We start from the raw sequence: 14733 nt of genomic DNA, 5'->3' as shown, positions 1-14733 counted from the left end.
TGACAACGAATTCTTAATCCGTTACACATTTACCTGTAAACAATCCCTGATAAGCTATGTATTATAAAATAATAAGGAATATTTTTGTCTCTTTTTTTGTAGTGTGGTGCAGTAGCTGTTTCATTGCTTTTTCTCAAGCCGGGGAGTCCGGGGAGTTAAGTCGGCCACGAGTCTGGACAGCGGCGACAGGACATAAACTGACGGCTGTTTACGCGGGAAGGGATGGGAATAATATCCGGCTAAAGATTCAAAACGGGCAAATACGGACTATTTTGCTGGAGAAGCTTTCCGAGGCCGACCAGCAGTTGCTGAATAACCAGATGCAGGAGGAAAGCGGGGATGGAAATGTTGCCGTTTCAAATACCGGCAAGGGCGGCAGAAATCATCCCTATATTACATTTCTTACTGAAGCAAAGCAGAAACGCCTTTCTCCAGAGGATGGCGTGAAATATTATCAAAATGTCATTAATGCGCTCTATCAGCATTTGGACTCATATAAATTTAGATATCCCAAGGACTTTATAAAAGAAGACGGTTTTTTTAATATGAAATACCTGAAAAGTGTTCATATTAAGAAAAAACGAATTTCCGAACGTAAAAATCTTTTTACAGAGGAAAATTTACCCACTCTCATCTACAGCAATGAACCCCGATGGGAAATGGTGGAACAGAAGGTTAAATTTATTTTAGACGGGGATTTGATTCAACTCAAACAGCAAGATATTTTATACGCAGGGAGCAAAGAGAAAATAGAGGAATTCGGTATTTCAATAAATAAAAAGAAGCGAAATGCTGAAAGTTATGACGCTTGGTACAAAGAAGATGGCAAGGATTACTTGTACCAGCTGGAGACTTGTGTGAATCCTTCTGATGATGGAGAGTTTGCGGTTATCAGAACGAAAGGAATGAAATGGTTGACTTTATGTTCGCAAGACTTGCGTAAAGGGATTCTTTATACGTTAAAAGTTTTAATCGATGAAAATGGAAAAATCGCGATTAGAAATTCCGAAGAAGGGTCATTCATGTTTTATGCCACCCTTCCAAATAAAAAGGCCTTCGTTTATCCAAGAGCGGATGACAGACTTGTTTTTACTTCAGTATATGTCAAGGCGATTGCTTTGGGTCGGTATGATATGAACGGTTTTCCTGTGGATCTGGAAAAACTATGGGCTGGCGTAGAACAGAGAAATTATTATGTAGACGCCAAACCTTCAGATAAACACGGCGATCCGCTCAATGTTTTTGCGGAACGAAATATCAAGGATAAGTGAAATCGTGTGAAAGTAGAGGGGATATTCATTTTCCGTAAAGGCGATGAGTGCGGCTTAAGGGTTTCCAGATAACGTATGGGTGAAAACGCCCGCATGCTTTCCATGCGGGAAACTTGAGAAGGAAAATAAATTGTCCTGCATCCCACAGCATCTCCAGTAGGGCAAATTAGTCTTGAAAAACCGCAATTATTTTTTCCCGGCCATCATCCTGCGGGTAAAGGATATCCTTTCTACTAAAAACAGCCCGATGCAAGCATCACAACGCAGTGGCAAATGAAAGACGCTGTACTGGATATCCTGGCGGACACGGGGAAAGGTATTTTTCAGCGCCGGAAAAATTTGCGTGCACCCACGCAATAGACGGCTCCGGAATAGACGGTCAGGATGATGGAGCCCCACAGGGTGAGCTGGTACAGGAAATTGGAAACTCCGGAACCGTACCAGAGACAGAGTTCCGCCACCCGGTCCAGCATGGACGGCAGGTATTCCGGCGTATGCATCCAGGTCAGGGCCAGCAGGCAGGCGATGCAGAAAGCCAGCTGGAAGGCGGTTTTCCATTTGCCGGAGGTGCCGGCGGGGATGATGACGCCGTGGTCCTGGGCAATCTGGCGCAGGCCGGTGACCAGGAATTCCCTGCTGATAATGAGAATGGTGACCCAGACGGGGCAGATTCCCGCGCCTGTCAGGTAAATAAAAGCGGCGGAAACGGCAATTTTATCCGCCAGGGGATCAATCAGCTTGCCGAAGGTGGTGACCTGGTTCAGGCGGCGTGCCAGGTAGCCGTCCAGCCAGTCTGTGCAGGCCGCCAGGATGAACGTGAGCAGGGCGGCCATGTATCCCCAGGGATACCGGTCCGCTATGCTGACTGCTGCCGTGAAGACGACTACCAGGGCAATCCGTGTCAGGGTAATGGCGTTAGGCAGGTTCAGCATATGCGGTTATTAGGGAGCAGAAAGAGGAGTGTAGCAAGCTTTTTTGCAGGATTCAGGAATTAAATTCCCGGAGGGACGGCACGGAAAAAAGCTAACGGAATGTGGGAGGGGAAAGGAGGAACCGCCTGGCGGGAAAGGCCTGGGTTCCGGGGTTCTGTTTTTTCCCGGCGTGGGTTTCGGCGGCCTTCTGCGGCATGGCGTGGAACATGGCTCCTGCGGGGACGATGGGGAAACGGGTGGGGCCGGGCTGGAGGCTAATCCGCTATCAGCTTGTTGAAGTCTTCCTCGGAGATGACGGGCACGCCCAGCTTGAGGGCCTTGTCCCGTTTGGAGCCGCCGCCGTTGCCGGCCAGAAGATAGGAGGTTGATTTGGAAATGGCGCTGGTGGCCTTTCCCCCGTGGCTGGCAATGAGCTGCTCAAAGTAGTCCCGTGGCTGGCTGAGCGTGCCGGTGATGACAAAGGTCTTGCCGGACAGAGCCCCTGCCGGGATTTCCAGAAGATTGGCCCGGTAGGACTGGGACTGGGGATTGATGCCCAGGCCGTGCAGGACTTCCAGCGTATGGTGTCCCGCCGCTGAGGTGAAAAAGCTCTGGAGGGATTTGGCCGCTGCCACGCCGATTTCGGAGCCGTAGCTGAACTTGGCCGTGTTTTTGTGCAGGTAGCCCGTTTCCAGATAAGGCGCGGTCAGGCGGTCGATTTCCTCCGTCAGTTCCTGATGGCGTTCCTGGACCTCCTCTGTGGAAAGTGCGCCTTCCTTCACTGCCTTCCTGTTTTCACGGGTGTTGGGGTTGGTCCTGGCGGCCTGTTCCATCAGTTCGTCCAGGCGCACGATGTCCCGGAGATAGGGGGAATCCGCCACATGGTCCAGATCGGGATGCGTATCCGCCAGCGCCTTGGCGACCACTTCCCCTACGAGGGGAATGCCGAAGGCGATGAGCCAGCGTTCCAGGGGAAGCTCCCGTGCGTTTTGCAGGGCGTCCAGCGCCTTCCGGGCGTTCTTTTCCCCATAGCGGCGCGGTTCCTCCGGCGTGCCCAGGTTCAGGTTGGCAAGCTGGTCCAGTTCCAGGGAAAAAAGGTCCAGTGCGGAGGAAGCCAGTCCGGAGCTTCTCAGCGCTTCCGCTACGGAAGAGCCGATGCTTTCCACGTCCAGGGCGGAACGCGAGCAGAAATGGGTGATGCCCGTCACGGCCTGCGCGGGGCAGGTGAAGTTGGTGCAGCGCCAGGCCACTTTTCCCTCCTCCTTCATGATGGGGTTGCCGCACGCGGGGCAAAGGCCGCCCGTGGCTTCCAGAATGCTGTAAGGCTTGGCGTCTGCCGGGCGTTTGGAGAGATTCACCTTCAGCACGGCGGGGATGATTTCCCCCGCCTTTTCCACCAGCACGGTGTCACCGATGCGGACGTCCTTGCGGTCGATTTCATCCTGGTTATGCAGGGTGGCGCGTGCCACCGTGGAGCCGGACAGCAGCACGGGGCTGAGTTCCGCCACAGGCGTCAGCACTCCGGTGCGGCCCACTTGCACCACAATGTTCAACAGGGTGGTTTCCTTCTGTTCCGGCGGGAATTTGTACGCCGCCGCCCAGCGCGGCGCGCGCGCCGTGGCGCCCAGGGCCTCCCTCGTAGCCATGGAGCTGATTTTAATGACGGCGCCGTCCGTGCCGTAGGGGAGGGTGTGGCGCCGCTGGTCAATGTCACGCACCGCCTGGCGGGTGGCTTCCAGGCTGTCCGTATAATACACCGGTTCATTGCAGGGGATGCCGCAATGGCGCAGCATGTCCCAGAAATCCTTCACCTCCTTGAGTTCCGGTCCTTCATAGGCGCCCAGCCCATGAGCCAGGAAGGCCAGCGGCCGTGCGGCCACCTGCCTGGGGTCCAGCTGCTTGAGGGTTCCGGCGGTGGCGTTGCGCGGGTTGGCGAAGGCGGGGAGACCTTCGGCATCCCGCTCCTCATTCAGTTTGGCAAAGGCTTCATTGGGCATGAAGACCTCCCCGCGCACTTCCAGCACGGGCGGAGCGTCTTGGGGAAGGGTCAGGGGAACGCTGCGGATAGTGCGGACGTTGGCCGTCACGTCGTCCCCCACGTCTCCGTCCCCCCGCGTGGCCGCATAGGCCAGCCTTCCGTCACGGTACATGATGGAGAGGGCCACCCCGTCAATCTTGGGTTCCACGGAGACGGGCACCTTCTCCGTTTTCAACGCCTTGACCAGCTTGTTGTAAAAATCCACTAGTTCCTCATCCGGAACCGGAGCGTCCCGCTGCTCGAAAATATCGTCAATGGACAGCATGGGCACCGCATGCCTGATCTGGTTGAACCCCTGGAGCGGGGCGCCTCCCACACGGCGCGTGGGGGAGTCCGGATCCGCCAGTTCGGGATGGGCTTCTTCCAGCTTTTCCAGTTCCAGGAACAGGGCGTCATATTCCGCATCGGAAATCTCCGGCTCCGCCTGTTCATAATACAGCCGGTTATGGCGGCGCAGTTCGGAACGCAGGTAGTCCGCACGGCTGCGTACGGCTTCCTCCGCGTTGTCCGGCTGGCCGGGAGCGGCGTTTTCCTGCGGCTTTTCCGGCCCGGGGGCCGCTTCATCCTCGGCCTGCTGTGGCGCCTGCCTGCCGGCCGCCAGGGAAAAAAGGTCTTCCTCCATAAGGAAAGTGAGTGGGAAAGGGGGCTATTTGCTCAGTTTGATGACGGAACAGGGCGTTTTGGAATGTTCGTGCGCCTTGAACAGAACCGTTCCGTTAACGACGGGCAGAGTGGAGTTGTCTCCCAGCAGAACGGCTTTGGAATAACCTTCCGGCAGGGTGATGGTTGTGCCCTCGTCATCCTCGTACCCGGTGGAATCCAGCGGCTGCATGCGGGCGTATTCCGTTCCTTCCGTCAGTTCCTTCATGGTCCCTTCGCTGGGCGGCTGCGCCGGTCCCTTGTCCGGAGGCGGGATCAGGAAGACGAAGATGTCCCCCTTCCGGTTGATGGAAGCGGGCTGGTCCAGTTCCGTAAAGGCGCGCGTGCCGTATACGCCTTCTCCGTTGATCCTGAGCCATTGGCCGATGCCGCGCATGGTGGCGGCCACTTTTTCCGGAATGGTTCCGTCCGCCATCGGGTTGACGTTCAGCAGAAGATTGCCGCCCTTGGTGACGCATTCCACCAGTTTGGAAATGACGGTTTCCGGAGATTTGACGTTGGTGTCATACCGGTTGTAGCCCCATTTGTCGCTCACCGTCATGCAGGATTCCCAGTCCACGCCGGGATAGCCGCGCCGGGGGATGAAGCGTTCCGGAGTGATGTAGTCCCCGCAGCGCAGGTCCAGCGTTCCGGCCTGGTCCCGGTTCAGGCCGGAATAGGCGTACAGGCGGTTGTTCATGATGACGCCGGGATTGATGGAGCGCACCATGTCCATCAGTTCCGGGGCTTTCCAGCCCCTGGCCCCTTCCATGGCCCCCTGGGAATAATCCCACCACATGATGTCAATGGGGGCGTAATGGGTCATCAGTTCCCGGACCTGGGCGTGCAGGTACTTCTGGTAGGCGGCGTGGTCGCGCGGGATATTCTTCTTTTTAAGCAGCTCCGCCTGTCCGGCGGGATAGCAGAGATCCGGGCAGATGGTGTTGTCATAAGACGGGTGGTGCCAGTCAATGACGGAGTGGTAAAGGCCCACCTTCAAGCCGCGCTTGCGGCAGGATTCCACGTATTCCCGGATGATGTCCCGGTTGACGGCTTTTTTGGCGTTGTAATCCGTCTGCGCGCTGTCAAACAGGCCGAATCCTTCATGGTGCTTGCTGGTGAGCACCACGTACTGGCATCCTGCGTCGCGGGCCAGCTGGGCCCATTCTTCCGTCAGGCCTTCCCTGGGCTTGAAGAGGGGGAGGGCTTCCGCCGCGTAGGAATCCGTATCCACCTCCACGTTCTTCTGAATCCATTCGGAACCGCCGGGCTTGCCTTTCCATTCCCCGGCCAATCCGGAATACAGGCCGTAGTGAATGAACATGCCGAATTTGGCGTCCCTCCACCATTCCATGCGCCGGTTGCGCTCTTCCGCCGTTTCCTTCACGGCGGCGTGATTGGTATCCGCGGAAAGAGGGAGGCCGGGGACGGCTGGGGAGAATTCCGCGGGAAGGGGGGCGGAGCTGCCGGTTGCCGGGGAGGTTGGCTCCGTTTCCCCGTTGCGCAGCCGGGCTGCGAATTCTTCATCCAGGGACAGGGAAGGCTTCCCGTTCTCCGTAACGATTTTAGTGACGGGCTGCTGGGCCAGGGCCGGAAGCCCCAGGGTTGCGGCCAGGGCTGCAATCGTGGCGATATTCATGGTTTTTTCAGAGTGGTGTGAGGCTTGGCGGGAATGAGGCTGAACCGGTCAAATGACGTCCGTATCCGCGTAACTGCCCAGGATTTTCAGCATGGAGCAGTGCTGTTCCAGCTCCGGCAGGGTTTCCCGGAGGGGGGACTCTTGGATGTGGCCTACGGCATCTATGTAAAAGACGTATTCCCAGTTGATGACCTTGGAGGGGCGGGATTCAATGCGGATCAGGTTGTTGTTGTGCCTCTGGAAGCAGTTGATCACTTCCGCCAGGGTGCCGGGCTTGTGCTGGATGCGGATGAGCAGGGAGGTGCGGTCCCTGCCGCTGGGCTGCGTCTCCTGGCGGCCGATGACGGCAAAGCGGGTGGTGTTGCAGGCCTGGTCCTGCGCGTCTTCTTCCAGAATGTTCAGGCCGAACAGTTCCGCGGCCAGGGGGCACCCCAGGGAGGCTGCGCCCATGGAAGCGTTTTCCTTGGCAAGGATGCTGGCCTTGGTGGTGGAGGAGGTTTCCACGAGTTCCGCGTTCGGGAAGTGCCGCAGAATCCAGTTCCGCGTCTGCCCGAGCACCTGGGGATGGGAATACAGGATGCGGATGTGTTCCCGCGGGATGTCCGCCATCAGGCTGTTGCGGATGTTCAGGTTGATCTGGGCGCAGATTTTAAGGGGGGAGGTGACGAACAAATCCATCACGGCGGTCACGGACCCCTCCGAGGAGTTTTCCACGGGCACCACGCCGTATTGCGCCTTGCCGCGGTCCACCATGTCAAAAACGTCCTTGAAGCTCTGGCAGGGGATAAGTTCGCAGCTTTTTCCGAACTGCTTGAGGGCCGCCTGGTGGCTCCACGTTCCCTTGGGTCCCAGGTAGGCGATGGTAAGGCCCCCTTCCAGGAAGAAGGAGCAGGAGATGATTTCCCGGTAGATGGCCTGGAGGGACGCCTCTGGAAGCACGCCCGCGTTCAGGCGGTTCAGCTTGCCGAGCAGGGCCGTTTCCCGTTCCGGAACGAAGATGGGGGAATTCCCCTCTTTTTTAATGCGTCCGACTTCATGCACCCATTGGGCGCGGTTTTTAAGCAGCTCCACAATCTGGGCGTCCACCTCGTCAATGGCCAGACGCGCCTTTGTCAGGGCGATGGTCTGTTCATCCGTATTTCCGCTTTTCTGCTGCCGGGGGGGGGTATCCGGAGAGGCGGCCTCCCCGTGGTGCGTATTCTCCATGTCTCTGTGAAAGCTGTGTGTTTAAAGCCGCGTCAGGGTAGCGTTTCCGGGGGGGCAAATCAAGATTAAAGGACCGGTTCCCAAGGGTGGAATTCCTCTTGCAGGAACAGGGGCTGCATGGTAAGTGTATTTTGTCTCAACACTATGAAAAAATTATTGTTACTAACTGCTGTGGCGTGTTGCGCACCCGTCGTTTCCCCCGTGGCCCGTGCCCGGGAGCAGGCCGTGAACGTTTATGCCTCCCACGTCTCCCTGTCATTCCCTGAACCGGACGAAGAGGTGGGGCCGTTCAGCGGGAACAGGGATGCCATGGAAGTGACGCTGGGATTCCGGGCTCCGGAGGGCTACCAGTTCCTGCCAAACGAGGGAAAATTCCGGATATGGGTGAAGGATGCCGCAGGCGTCAGGCGGCACGCCGAACTGGACAGCTTTTTAACCCGTATTTCATCTTCCGGAACATCTGCCAAATGTCCCGTTCGGATGAAAGAGAGGCTGCCTTTTCCCCTGGAGCTGGACGGTGCGGTCAGGATGAAGGTGGCCGAAGGAATTCAGGTTCTTCCCGCTCAGGAGTTTGAGGCCCGGAAGGGAGTCAAATTCAAGGCGGAAGGACTGGAAATTACCGTGGAGGACGTAATGGGCCAGGGAAAGGAATTCAGCAAAATCAAATTGGGATTTCAAGACACGCTGGACGTGAAAGAGATTACGTTGACTGACGAACAGGGCGGCAGGCTGGATGTCCAGGCTGTATCAAAAGGCTCCAACTGCGTCACGGGCGTTCCCTCCTCCTGTGTTTATACGTACGTCGTGAAAAAGATGCCTTCCAGGATGAAAGCCTCAGTGGTTGTGCACAAGGGCGCTGAAACCATTGTTGTTCCCGTGAAGCTGACTGTGGATTTGAATGCTCCTTCCATGCAGGCAGCAGATGGGGGTGGACAATAGGTGGGGCCTCTGTTTGGAAGATCCCTGCGTGCGACAGAAAGGGAATGCTGGCATTTATGCCGGAAGCACCTCAGCTTTTTTCTTCCCCTTTATGTTGTTTCAGGTTGACGTTTAAATGAAGCGTTGATAATAATATATTTATGAAAAAATCCATCAAATTGTGCTCGCTCATTCTGATTTTGTCCGGCTGTGGCATGGCCGGGACTTTTTCCGCCTGTGCGGACGTCCCTGCTCCCAAGGCCGAGGAGGCTGCCGTTTCCCGCGTGGGTAAGGCGCTGGAAAAAGCTGATTTTTTAACCAAGGACAGGCCGAAGCCTAAAGCCAAATATTACCTGTTCCTGTATTCCGCCAGCTGGTGCGGCCCCTGCTGCCAGGAGATGCCCCATGTGGTCCGGACGTACCGGAAGATCCGCCAGACGGACGATGTGGAACTGGTGCTGTTTTCCTGTGACAAGACGGAGGATGCCGCGAAGGCATGGGCCAAGGAGGAGCGGATGAAGTTTCCCATCGTCAAGCCCAAGAAAGGCAACGGCATTCCCGGATACAAGCCGGGAGGCACCATTCCGCGGCTCGGGATTGTGGACGGCACGGGCAAAGTCTTGGTCACAGGGCATCCCGCCACTCTGTTGAAAGACTGGCGCAAGTACTGCAAGCCGGAAGAAGGCAAAAAATAAGGGCGTTTTTGTGACGTTTCCGCCGCCTTTTTCAAAAGGGAGGGGCTGCTTCTTTAATCCTGTTCCCGGTCTTTCTCCACCGGGCGCGGAGCCGGGATGGCTCCGTAAAGCCCGTTGGGGAAAAGCTGGAGCCACGGAGTATATTCCGACGGGATGGGCGCTTCAAATTCCATGCGCTTTCCCGTGCGCGGGTGGTCAAAGCCCAGCCGCCACGCATGCAGCATGAGTCTGCCGGGTTTCGCCTTCTGCCGGGCGGGTTTGGCGTAAATAGGGTCCCCTATCAGCGGATGGCCCAGATGAAGCATGTGCACGCGTATCTGGTGGGTTCTGCCCGTGTGCAGCGTGCACAGGACGAGGGACGAATCCGTGGCGGGGTCCGCACAGAGCAGGTCGTAATCCGTGATGGCGGCTTTCCCGGAGCCCGGATTGACCACCGCCATTTTCAGCCGGTTCACGGGATGGCGGCCAATGTGGGTAAAAACCGTTCCGGAACTTTGGGAGGGGATGCCCTGGACGACGGCCAGGTACCGTTTTTCCGTGCTGCGCGCTGCAAACTGGGCCGTCAGGGATTGGTGGGCGCCGTCGTTTTTTGCAATGACCAGGCAGCCGGACGTGTCCTTGTCCAGACGGTGCACGATGCCGGGGCGTTCCACGCCGCCGATGCCGGAAAGATCCCCGCAATGATGAAGCAGGGCGTTCACGATGGTGCCGTCCGGGTTGCCGGCCGCGGGGTGCACGACCATGCCGCTTTCCTTGTTGAGCACCACCACGTCTTCATCTTCGTACAGGATGTCCAGGGGAATATCCTGCGGCCGGGCTTCCGCCGGTTCCGGTTCCGGAATGTTGACGGTGATGGAATCGCCGCGGGTGACGGGGCTTTTGGGCTTGGCGGGAGAGCCGTTGACCAGGACGTCTCCGCTTTTGATCAGGCTCTGGATTCTGGAACGGGAAAGTTCCGGGAGATGGGCGGCAAGGTATTGGTCCAGGCGGATTTTTCCGTCGGCGTCGTCCGTGGTCAGGTTCATGCTCCGTTGCGTTTGGTCAATGGCTGTAGGCGGAAGGCGGCAGATCGATGAACGTGCAGTCCAGTCCGTAAACGTCTTTGAGAAGAAGCCCCAGGGCCTTGACGCCAAACGTCTCCGTGAAGTAGTGGCCGCCGAAGACCAGATTGATGCCCAGCTCATTGGCCATGGGGATGTTCCAGTGGGAGCCTTCCCCGGTGACGTAGGTCCGGCAGCCGAGGGCTGCGGCTTGGGCAAGGTCGTCCCCCGCTCCTCCGGAGCAGATGAAAACGTCCCCTGCCGGGGCTTCCGGTGATTCTGTCCAGAAAGTCTGTACGGGCGTGCCGAGGACGGATTCCAGCCTTTGCGCCAGTTCCCCGCACGTGCCGTGGAATTCCCCGTGCGTACCCAGGGAAACGCCATGGTAGTCCAGCCCTTCCGTGGAACAGGGATGGATGCCGCAGGCTTTGGCCAGCAGGGCGTTGTTGCCGTATACGGGATGAACGTCCAGGGGAAGGTGGGCTGCATAAATGGCCAGGTTCCCGTCCATGGCGGCTTTCAGTTTCCGGTACGCAATGCCGGTGACGGGCTGCATGGATTGCCAGAAAAGGCCGTGGTGAAGGATAAGCAGGTCCGCCCCCATGTCCAGAGCCGCATGAATGGCCTGTTCCGAGCCGTCCACGGCGGCGGCGACCCTGGAGACGGAGCCTCCGTTTTCCAGTTGAAGGCCGTTCAGGGCGCGGGGAGCGTCCGGAATGGAGTCCACAGAAAGGATTCCGTCCAGAAAAGCGGCCACGGTTTTCAGGTCAATGCTCATGGGGAGGAATGGTCAGTTGTCTTCCGAAAGATTGGCGCCAAGCAGCCGCACGGCGTCCATGTTCAGGATAAAGTAATGCGGGGATGTGTTGACCCTGCCGTAATAAAACCTGCTGTATCCGGCTTCGCCCGCCGGGGCTATTTCCAGCGTGACGACTTTTTCCTCCGTTTCCGGGTCCGGGGCAAAAGTGATGTCGCTGTGGCTGGCGCCGGGCTGGACGGGGGCAGACTCCTTGTACACCTGGAGGATGAGTTTCAGCCGGAAAACGGGATTTTTCAGCGCCTCGCGCGCCCTGGTATCCGTATAGGGAAGCCAGGTGCTCACCTCCATCTTTTCCAGTTCGTCCAGATAGCGGTTGGCCCGGTTCGGGTTGATATTCAGGGTTTCATCCTTCCCGTCCTTGGAAGCCGTCCAAGAATCGTCCAGGCGGTCGAATTTCAGAATCAGGGGGCCTCCGGAACCGATGCGTTCCAGGTGCATTTCCTTGAGGTCAAACCTGCTGAAGGAGAAAAGCATCTTCTTTTTCCAGGCCAGGGCATCCGTCAGCAAATCCTTCATGTAGTTGTTGTCCAGCATGGCGACGGTGCTCTTCCCGGCCTGGCGGCCATACCAGGAGCCGTCCGTTCCCTTGGAGAAAAAGACCGTTACGGGAGGGCGGGGTTCTTCCCCGGGCTTGGGCAGCAGGGACAGGGTCAGGGTCATCCTGGGGTTGTCCAGCCCGTACACGGAAAGGTCCGTGGCCTTGTCGGAGGCAAACCCCGCCACTTTCCCCAGCTTGACGGTTTTCAGCAGGGAAACGAGGTGCTCCGGATTGGCCTCCTGGTAACGGGACCCTTCCGCCGTGTACAGCCATGTGGGTTTAAGGCCTTTTTTCTCATCTCCCTGGATAAAGCGGGCGATGGTGGGATAATCCTGAAAGCTCTTGCGGATGGAAAGGCCCGTGATTTTATAGTCTCCGATGTCCGTCAGCTGTTTGGAGCGCAGAAGGCCCAGGTCCAGGGGAATGTTGCGCACGCCGGGCACTTCCTTGGCGGCTTCCGTGGTAGTCTGTGCCAGTTCAAAGACGGCCTTGCGGTCGGAAACGGTGGCTTTCACCAGTTCGGACAGGCTTCCGTTGTCGGAAGGAGGATAAATGCGGAGCGTGACGGGCTGTTCCTCCCTTTCCAGGGATTTCCCGTCCGCCGTTCTGCGGCCGGTGAAATTCCTGATGGAGACGGAGGTGATCTGGTCATCCGTCATATCCGGCACGCTGGTTTCCTCCGGATTGTACACGCGTACGGCGGTAAGCTTCTGGAGCGTGCCCAGCAGCACGTCCATCATGGCCGGGTCCGTATCCAGGGAAAGGGGGTAGGTGATTTTCCAGGGGCCTCCGGGAACCTTCCGTTCCAGGGCGATGCGCTGGCCGTGGTTGTTGATTTCAATGGAGGCGGGCATGGCCGGATGCAGGAGCAGGGGACGGTGGTCCCGGAGCTGGCGGATGCCGGCTTTAAACAGGGGCAGGATGTTGCCGGTGCCTACCAGGATGCGGGTGTCCCGGCCATAGAAATCCGTCTGCATGTAGGTGGTATCATCCGTGGTCTTGTTCTCCGGATCGTCTACCAGCCAGGGAGCGAGGGAACCCAGCGTATAGCGGGCCACGGTGGAGGAGCGCTTCCCGTCGTCGCTCATCTCCTTCAGGGTAATGGTGATGGGCGTCGTTTTAACGCCGAACTCCTTCAGGGAGGCGGAATCAATCTTGTGCAGGGGCAGCGCGTCCACGATGCTGGTGGAATACGTGTACTGGAGAATGGCCGCTGCGGCGCGGGGATCCATGCGGTCATCCCACGGTTTCTGGCACCACCAGACGCCGTTGGGCTTGCGCTGGAATTCCGCCACCTCTCCCATGCAGTTGATGCGCATCCAGGAAACCTCGTTCATTTCTTCCCGGGTGTAGGGGAAAAGCCGTTCTCCTGAACTGAAGGCGGTGCGCCCGATGATGCGGGACAGGTTGCCGTCAATGGTCAGAAGCACCGCCGCGCCGATGGAGGCGACGGTGACGAGGATGAGAAGGATGAGGCGGAATGTGCGCATGTGCTTCCGGTGATGGGCGTGGTGGGATTAATGGCGGCGCGTGTTCCAGATAACCAGGGCAATCAGCAGCGCCAGCAGGGGCAGGCCGATGTTCGTCAGGAGTTCCAGAATGCCCAGGGCGTTGCGGTCCAGGTTCAGTTTGACGGTCAGGTCATGGCGGGAACCGAGGCCACGCAGTTCTTCACGGTCCGTCATCCAGCCTACCAGCGTGCGCATGAAATCCCTCTGTTCCGGCTTGATCTGCTTGGGCTGGAGCAGGTCCGTATTGCCCAGCAGCACCAGGCGGCCGGTTGTTTTATTCTGGTTGACGTCCCCCGCGTTGCCGCGGATGAGGGCCGCACCGATCATCAGGGGGCCCGGATTGTCTTCCCGCGCGTCAAATTGGGCCGGGAACTGGTTGTATTTGGTTTCCCCGTAATAATCCTCCGTAGTGACCAGGAGGGGATACGGCGTGATGCGCTTTTGCTCCATGGCCGCGTTGTCCGAATCCAGGATGAGGGAGATGCTTTCCCCTTCCAGCCCGGTGCTGGAATTCCAGAATTCGCGCGTGCAATTCAGGGACGGAGCAAAAATGGCGTTAATCTCAAAGACGGAGCGGTTGTTCCTGTTGCGGAGCATCACGCGGTCATTCTGCGGCCGCAGTCCCTGTTCACGGAGGAACCGGTACAGCTGCCTGGGCGTATCCTGCTGGGGTTCCAGCATGATGAGCACGGCGGCGTTCGGTCGCTCCCAGTACCGTCCCAGCACTTCCGCCTCCTGGGGGGACAGGTCATACTTGGAGCCGATGATCATGAAGCCCGCCGCGTCTTCCGGAATATCCGTCAGGCCGCTCATGCGGATGGGGACAAGCTGCAGGTTGACGGAGCGGCAGATCTTCGCCATAGTGGTGAAAATGCTTTCCTCCTGGCTGTTGCTCAGCGCTTCGTTAAAATTGCTCTTGTCCGCGGCAATGTACATCTTGCGGGGTTCTCCATTGGCCGCCCCGTAAATGCCGGCGGTCATCATGTCTTCAATCTGGAGGGCCACCGCCTTCATGCTCTTGCCGTCCGGGCTGGGGGCGTATACGACAAAGGAATCTCCCGGAAGGATGCGCACGTGGGCGGCATCCGCCTGGGTGCCTTCAAACGTCTTGAGCGCTTTTTCCGTATCTTCCCGGGCGTCGATAATGACCAGGTTCTTCTTGAACTCAATCCCGTAAATGTTGGAAATTTCGCGGGCCTTGTTCGGCTGGCGGAGCGGGTCCACGTACTCCACCCTCACCTTGCCGCCGGAATAGCGTTCATATTCCTCCAGCAGGGAACGCATGCGGGTGTAATTCTGCGTGGTGCGCAGGAAGGCGAACGTGATCTTGACGGGCGTCTTGCGGTTCTGGATTTCCGGAGACTTGAGCATGTTGATGCTCTGCGTGGAAATCTCATAGCGCTGGTCTTCCGTCAGGTCCCGGCGGTAATACTCATGGCAGCCCACGTAATTCAGGCATACGACGATGAGGAACAGCAGGAAGAGCTTGACCCAGGTCATCCAGGGA

Annotated in this window: 11 protein-coding genes; 3 read left to right on the top strand and 8 right to left on the bottom strand. The window is 57.9% G+C overall.

Annotation, left to right across the window (positions count from 1 at the left end; genetic code table 11):
• Nucleotides 1-56: 56 nt before the first annotated feature.
• Nucleotides 57-1271, top strand: coding sequence for a hypothetical protein (locus tag LIO64_RS09220; RefSeq protein WP_290549150.1), 1215 nt, complete (start codon nucleotides 57-59; stop codon nucleotides 1269-1271).
• A 323-nt stretch (nucleotides 1272-1594) separates the two neighbouring features.
• Here the strand turns inward: LIO64_RS09220 and pgsA are convergent, their stop codons facing one another.
• The 4 genes from pgsA to pheA form a co-directional block, all read right to left on the bottom strand.
• On the bottom strand, nucleotides 1595-2203 hold the full coding sequence (gene pgsA, locus LIO64_RS09215; protein WP_290549149.1) for a CDP-diacylglycerol--glycerol-3-phosphate 3-phosphatidyltransferase: 609 nt from the start codon (nucleotides 2201-2203) through the stop codon (nucleotides 1595-1597).
• A 254-nt stretch (nucleotides 2204-2457) separates the two neighbouring features.
• Nucleotides 2458-4842: an NAD-dependent DNA ligase LigA gene (gene ligA, locus LIO64_RS09210; protein WP_290549148.1), complete on the bottom strand. Its 2385-nt coding sequence runs from the start codon at nucleotides 4840-4842 to the stop codon at nucleotides 2458-2460.
• 24 nt (nucleotides 4843-4866) lie between these two features.
• The gene (locus LIO64_RS09205) at nucleotides 4867-6498 is read right to left on the bottom strand and encodes an alpha-L-fucosidase (protein ID WP_290549147.1); all 1632 of its coding nucleotides are present in this window, start codon (nucleotides 6496-6498) and stop codon (nucleotides 4867-4869) included.
• 48 nt (nucleotides 6499-6546) lie between these two features.
• The gene (pheA, locus tag LIO64_RS09200) at nucleotides 6547-7704 is read right to left on the bottom strand and encodes a prephenate dehydratase (protein ID WP_290549146.1); all 1158 of its coding nucleotides are present in this window, start codon (nucleotides 7702-7704) and stop codon (nucleotides 6547-6549) included.
• Nucleotides 7705-7848: 144 nt separating this feature from the next.
• On the opposite strand from pheA, the gene LIO64_RS09195 reads away from it, so the two are divergent.
• Nucleotides 7849-8643 carry a hypothetical protein gene (locus LIO64_RS09195; protein ID WP_290549145.1) on the top strand — a complete coding sequence of 265 codons (795 nt, stop codon included), beginning with the start codon at nucleotides 7849-7851 and terminating at the stop codon, nucleotides 8641-8643.
• Between the two features lie 140 nt (nucleotides 8644-8783).
• A complete protein-coding gene (locus tag LIO64_RS09190) occupies nucleotides 8784-9317 on the top strand; it encodes a redoxin domain-containing protein (protein WP_290549144.1) in 534 nt (177 codons plus the stop codon).
• Between the two features lie 53 nt (nucleotides 9318-9370).
• Here LIO64_RS09190 and LIO64_RS09185 read toward each other — a convergent pair whose 3' ends face one another.
• From LIO64_RS09185 to LIO64_RS09170, 4 genes are all read right to left on the bottom strand, one after another.
• Nucleotides 9371-10342 (bottom strand): RluA family pseudouridine synthase, encoded by a 972-nt coding sequence (locus LIO64_RS09185; RefSeq protein ID WP_290549143.1) that lies wholly within the window; start codon nucleotides 10340-10342, stop codon nucleotides 9371-9373.
• 16 nt (nucleotides 10343-10358) lie between these two features.
• On the bottom strand, nucleotides 10359-11135 hold the full coding sequence (locus LIO64_RS09180) for a Nif3-like dinuclear metal center hexameric protein (protein ID WP_290549142.1): 777 nt from the start codon (nucleotides 11133-11135) through the stop codon (nucleotides 10359-10361).
• A gap of 12 nt (nucleotides 11136-11147) precedes the next feature.
• On the bottom strand, nucleotides 11148-13205 hold the full coding sequence (locus LIO64_RS09175; RefSeq protein ID WP_290549141.1) for a DUF4340 domain-containing protein: 2058 nt from the start codon (nucleotides 13203-13205) through the stop codon (nucleotides 11148-11150).
• A gap of 27 nt (nucleotides 13206-13232) precedes the next feature.
• The coding region (locus LIO64_RS09170; protein WP_290549140.1) for a Gldg family protein at nucleotides 13233-14733 on the bottom strand (1501 nt) is incomplete at its 5' end.

The sequence above is a fragment of the Akkermansia sp. genome (assembly GCF_020860705.1).
Lineage (GTDB): Bacteria > Verrucomicrobiota > Verrucomicrobiia > Verrucomicrobiales > Akkermansiaceae > Akkermansia.
Note: the sequence above shows the minus strand (reverse complement) of the source record. Positions and strands in the feature narration are given on the sequence as shown.

Bases quoted from the DNA above. Each gene is read 5' to 3' on its own strand.
- LIO64_RS09195 (WP_290549145.1), top strand. From the start codon at position 7,849: ATGAAAAAATTATTGTTACTAACTGCTGTGGCGTGTTGCGCACCCGTC.
- LIO64_RS09190 (WP_290549144.1), top strand. From the start codon at position 8,784: ATGAAAAAATCCATCAAATTGTGCTCGCTCATTCTGATTTTGTCCGGC.
- pgsA (WP_290549149.1), bottom strand. From the start codon at position 2,203: ATGCTGAACCTGCCTAACGCCATTACCCTGACACGGATTGCCCTGGTA.
- LIO64_RS09185 (WP_290549143.1), bottom strand. From the start codon at position 10,342: ATGAACCTGACCACGGACGACGCCGACGGAAAAATCCGCCTGGACCAA.
- pheA (WP_290549146.1), bottom strand. From the start codon at position 7,704: ATGGAGAATACGCACCACGGGGAGGCCGCCTCTCCGGATACCCCCCCC.
- ligA (WP_290549148.1), bottom strand. From the start codon at position 4,842: ATGGAGGAAGACCTTTTTTCCCTGGCGGCCGGCAGGCAGGCGCCACAG.
- LIO64_RS09180 (WP_290549142.1), bottom strand. From the start codon at position 11,135: ATGAGCATTGACCTGAAAACCGTGGCCGCTTTTCTGGACGGAATCCTT.
- LIO64_RS09220 (WP_290549150.1), top strand. From the start codon at position 57: ATGTATTATAAAATAATAAGGAATATTTTTGTCTCTTTTTTTGTAGTG.
- LIO64_RS09205 (WP_290549147.1), bottom strand. From the start codon at position 6,498: ATGAATATCGCCACGATTGCAGCCCTGGCCGCAACCCTGGGGCTTCCG.
- LIO64_RS09175 (WP_290549141.1), bottom strand. From the start codon at position 13,205: ATGCGCACATTCCGCCTCATCCTTCTCATCCTCGTCACCGTCGCCTCC.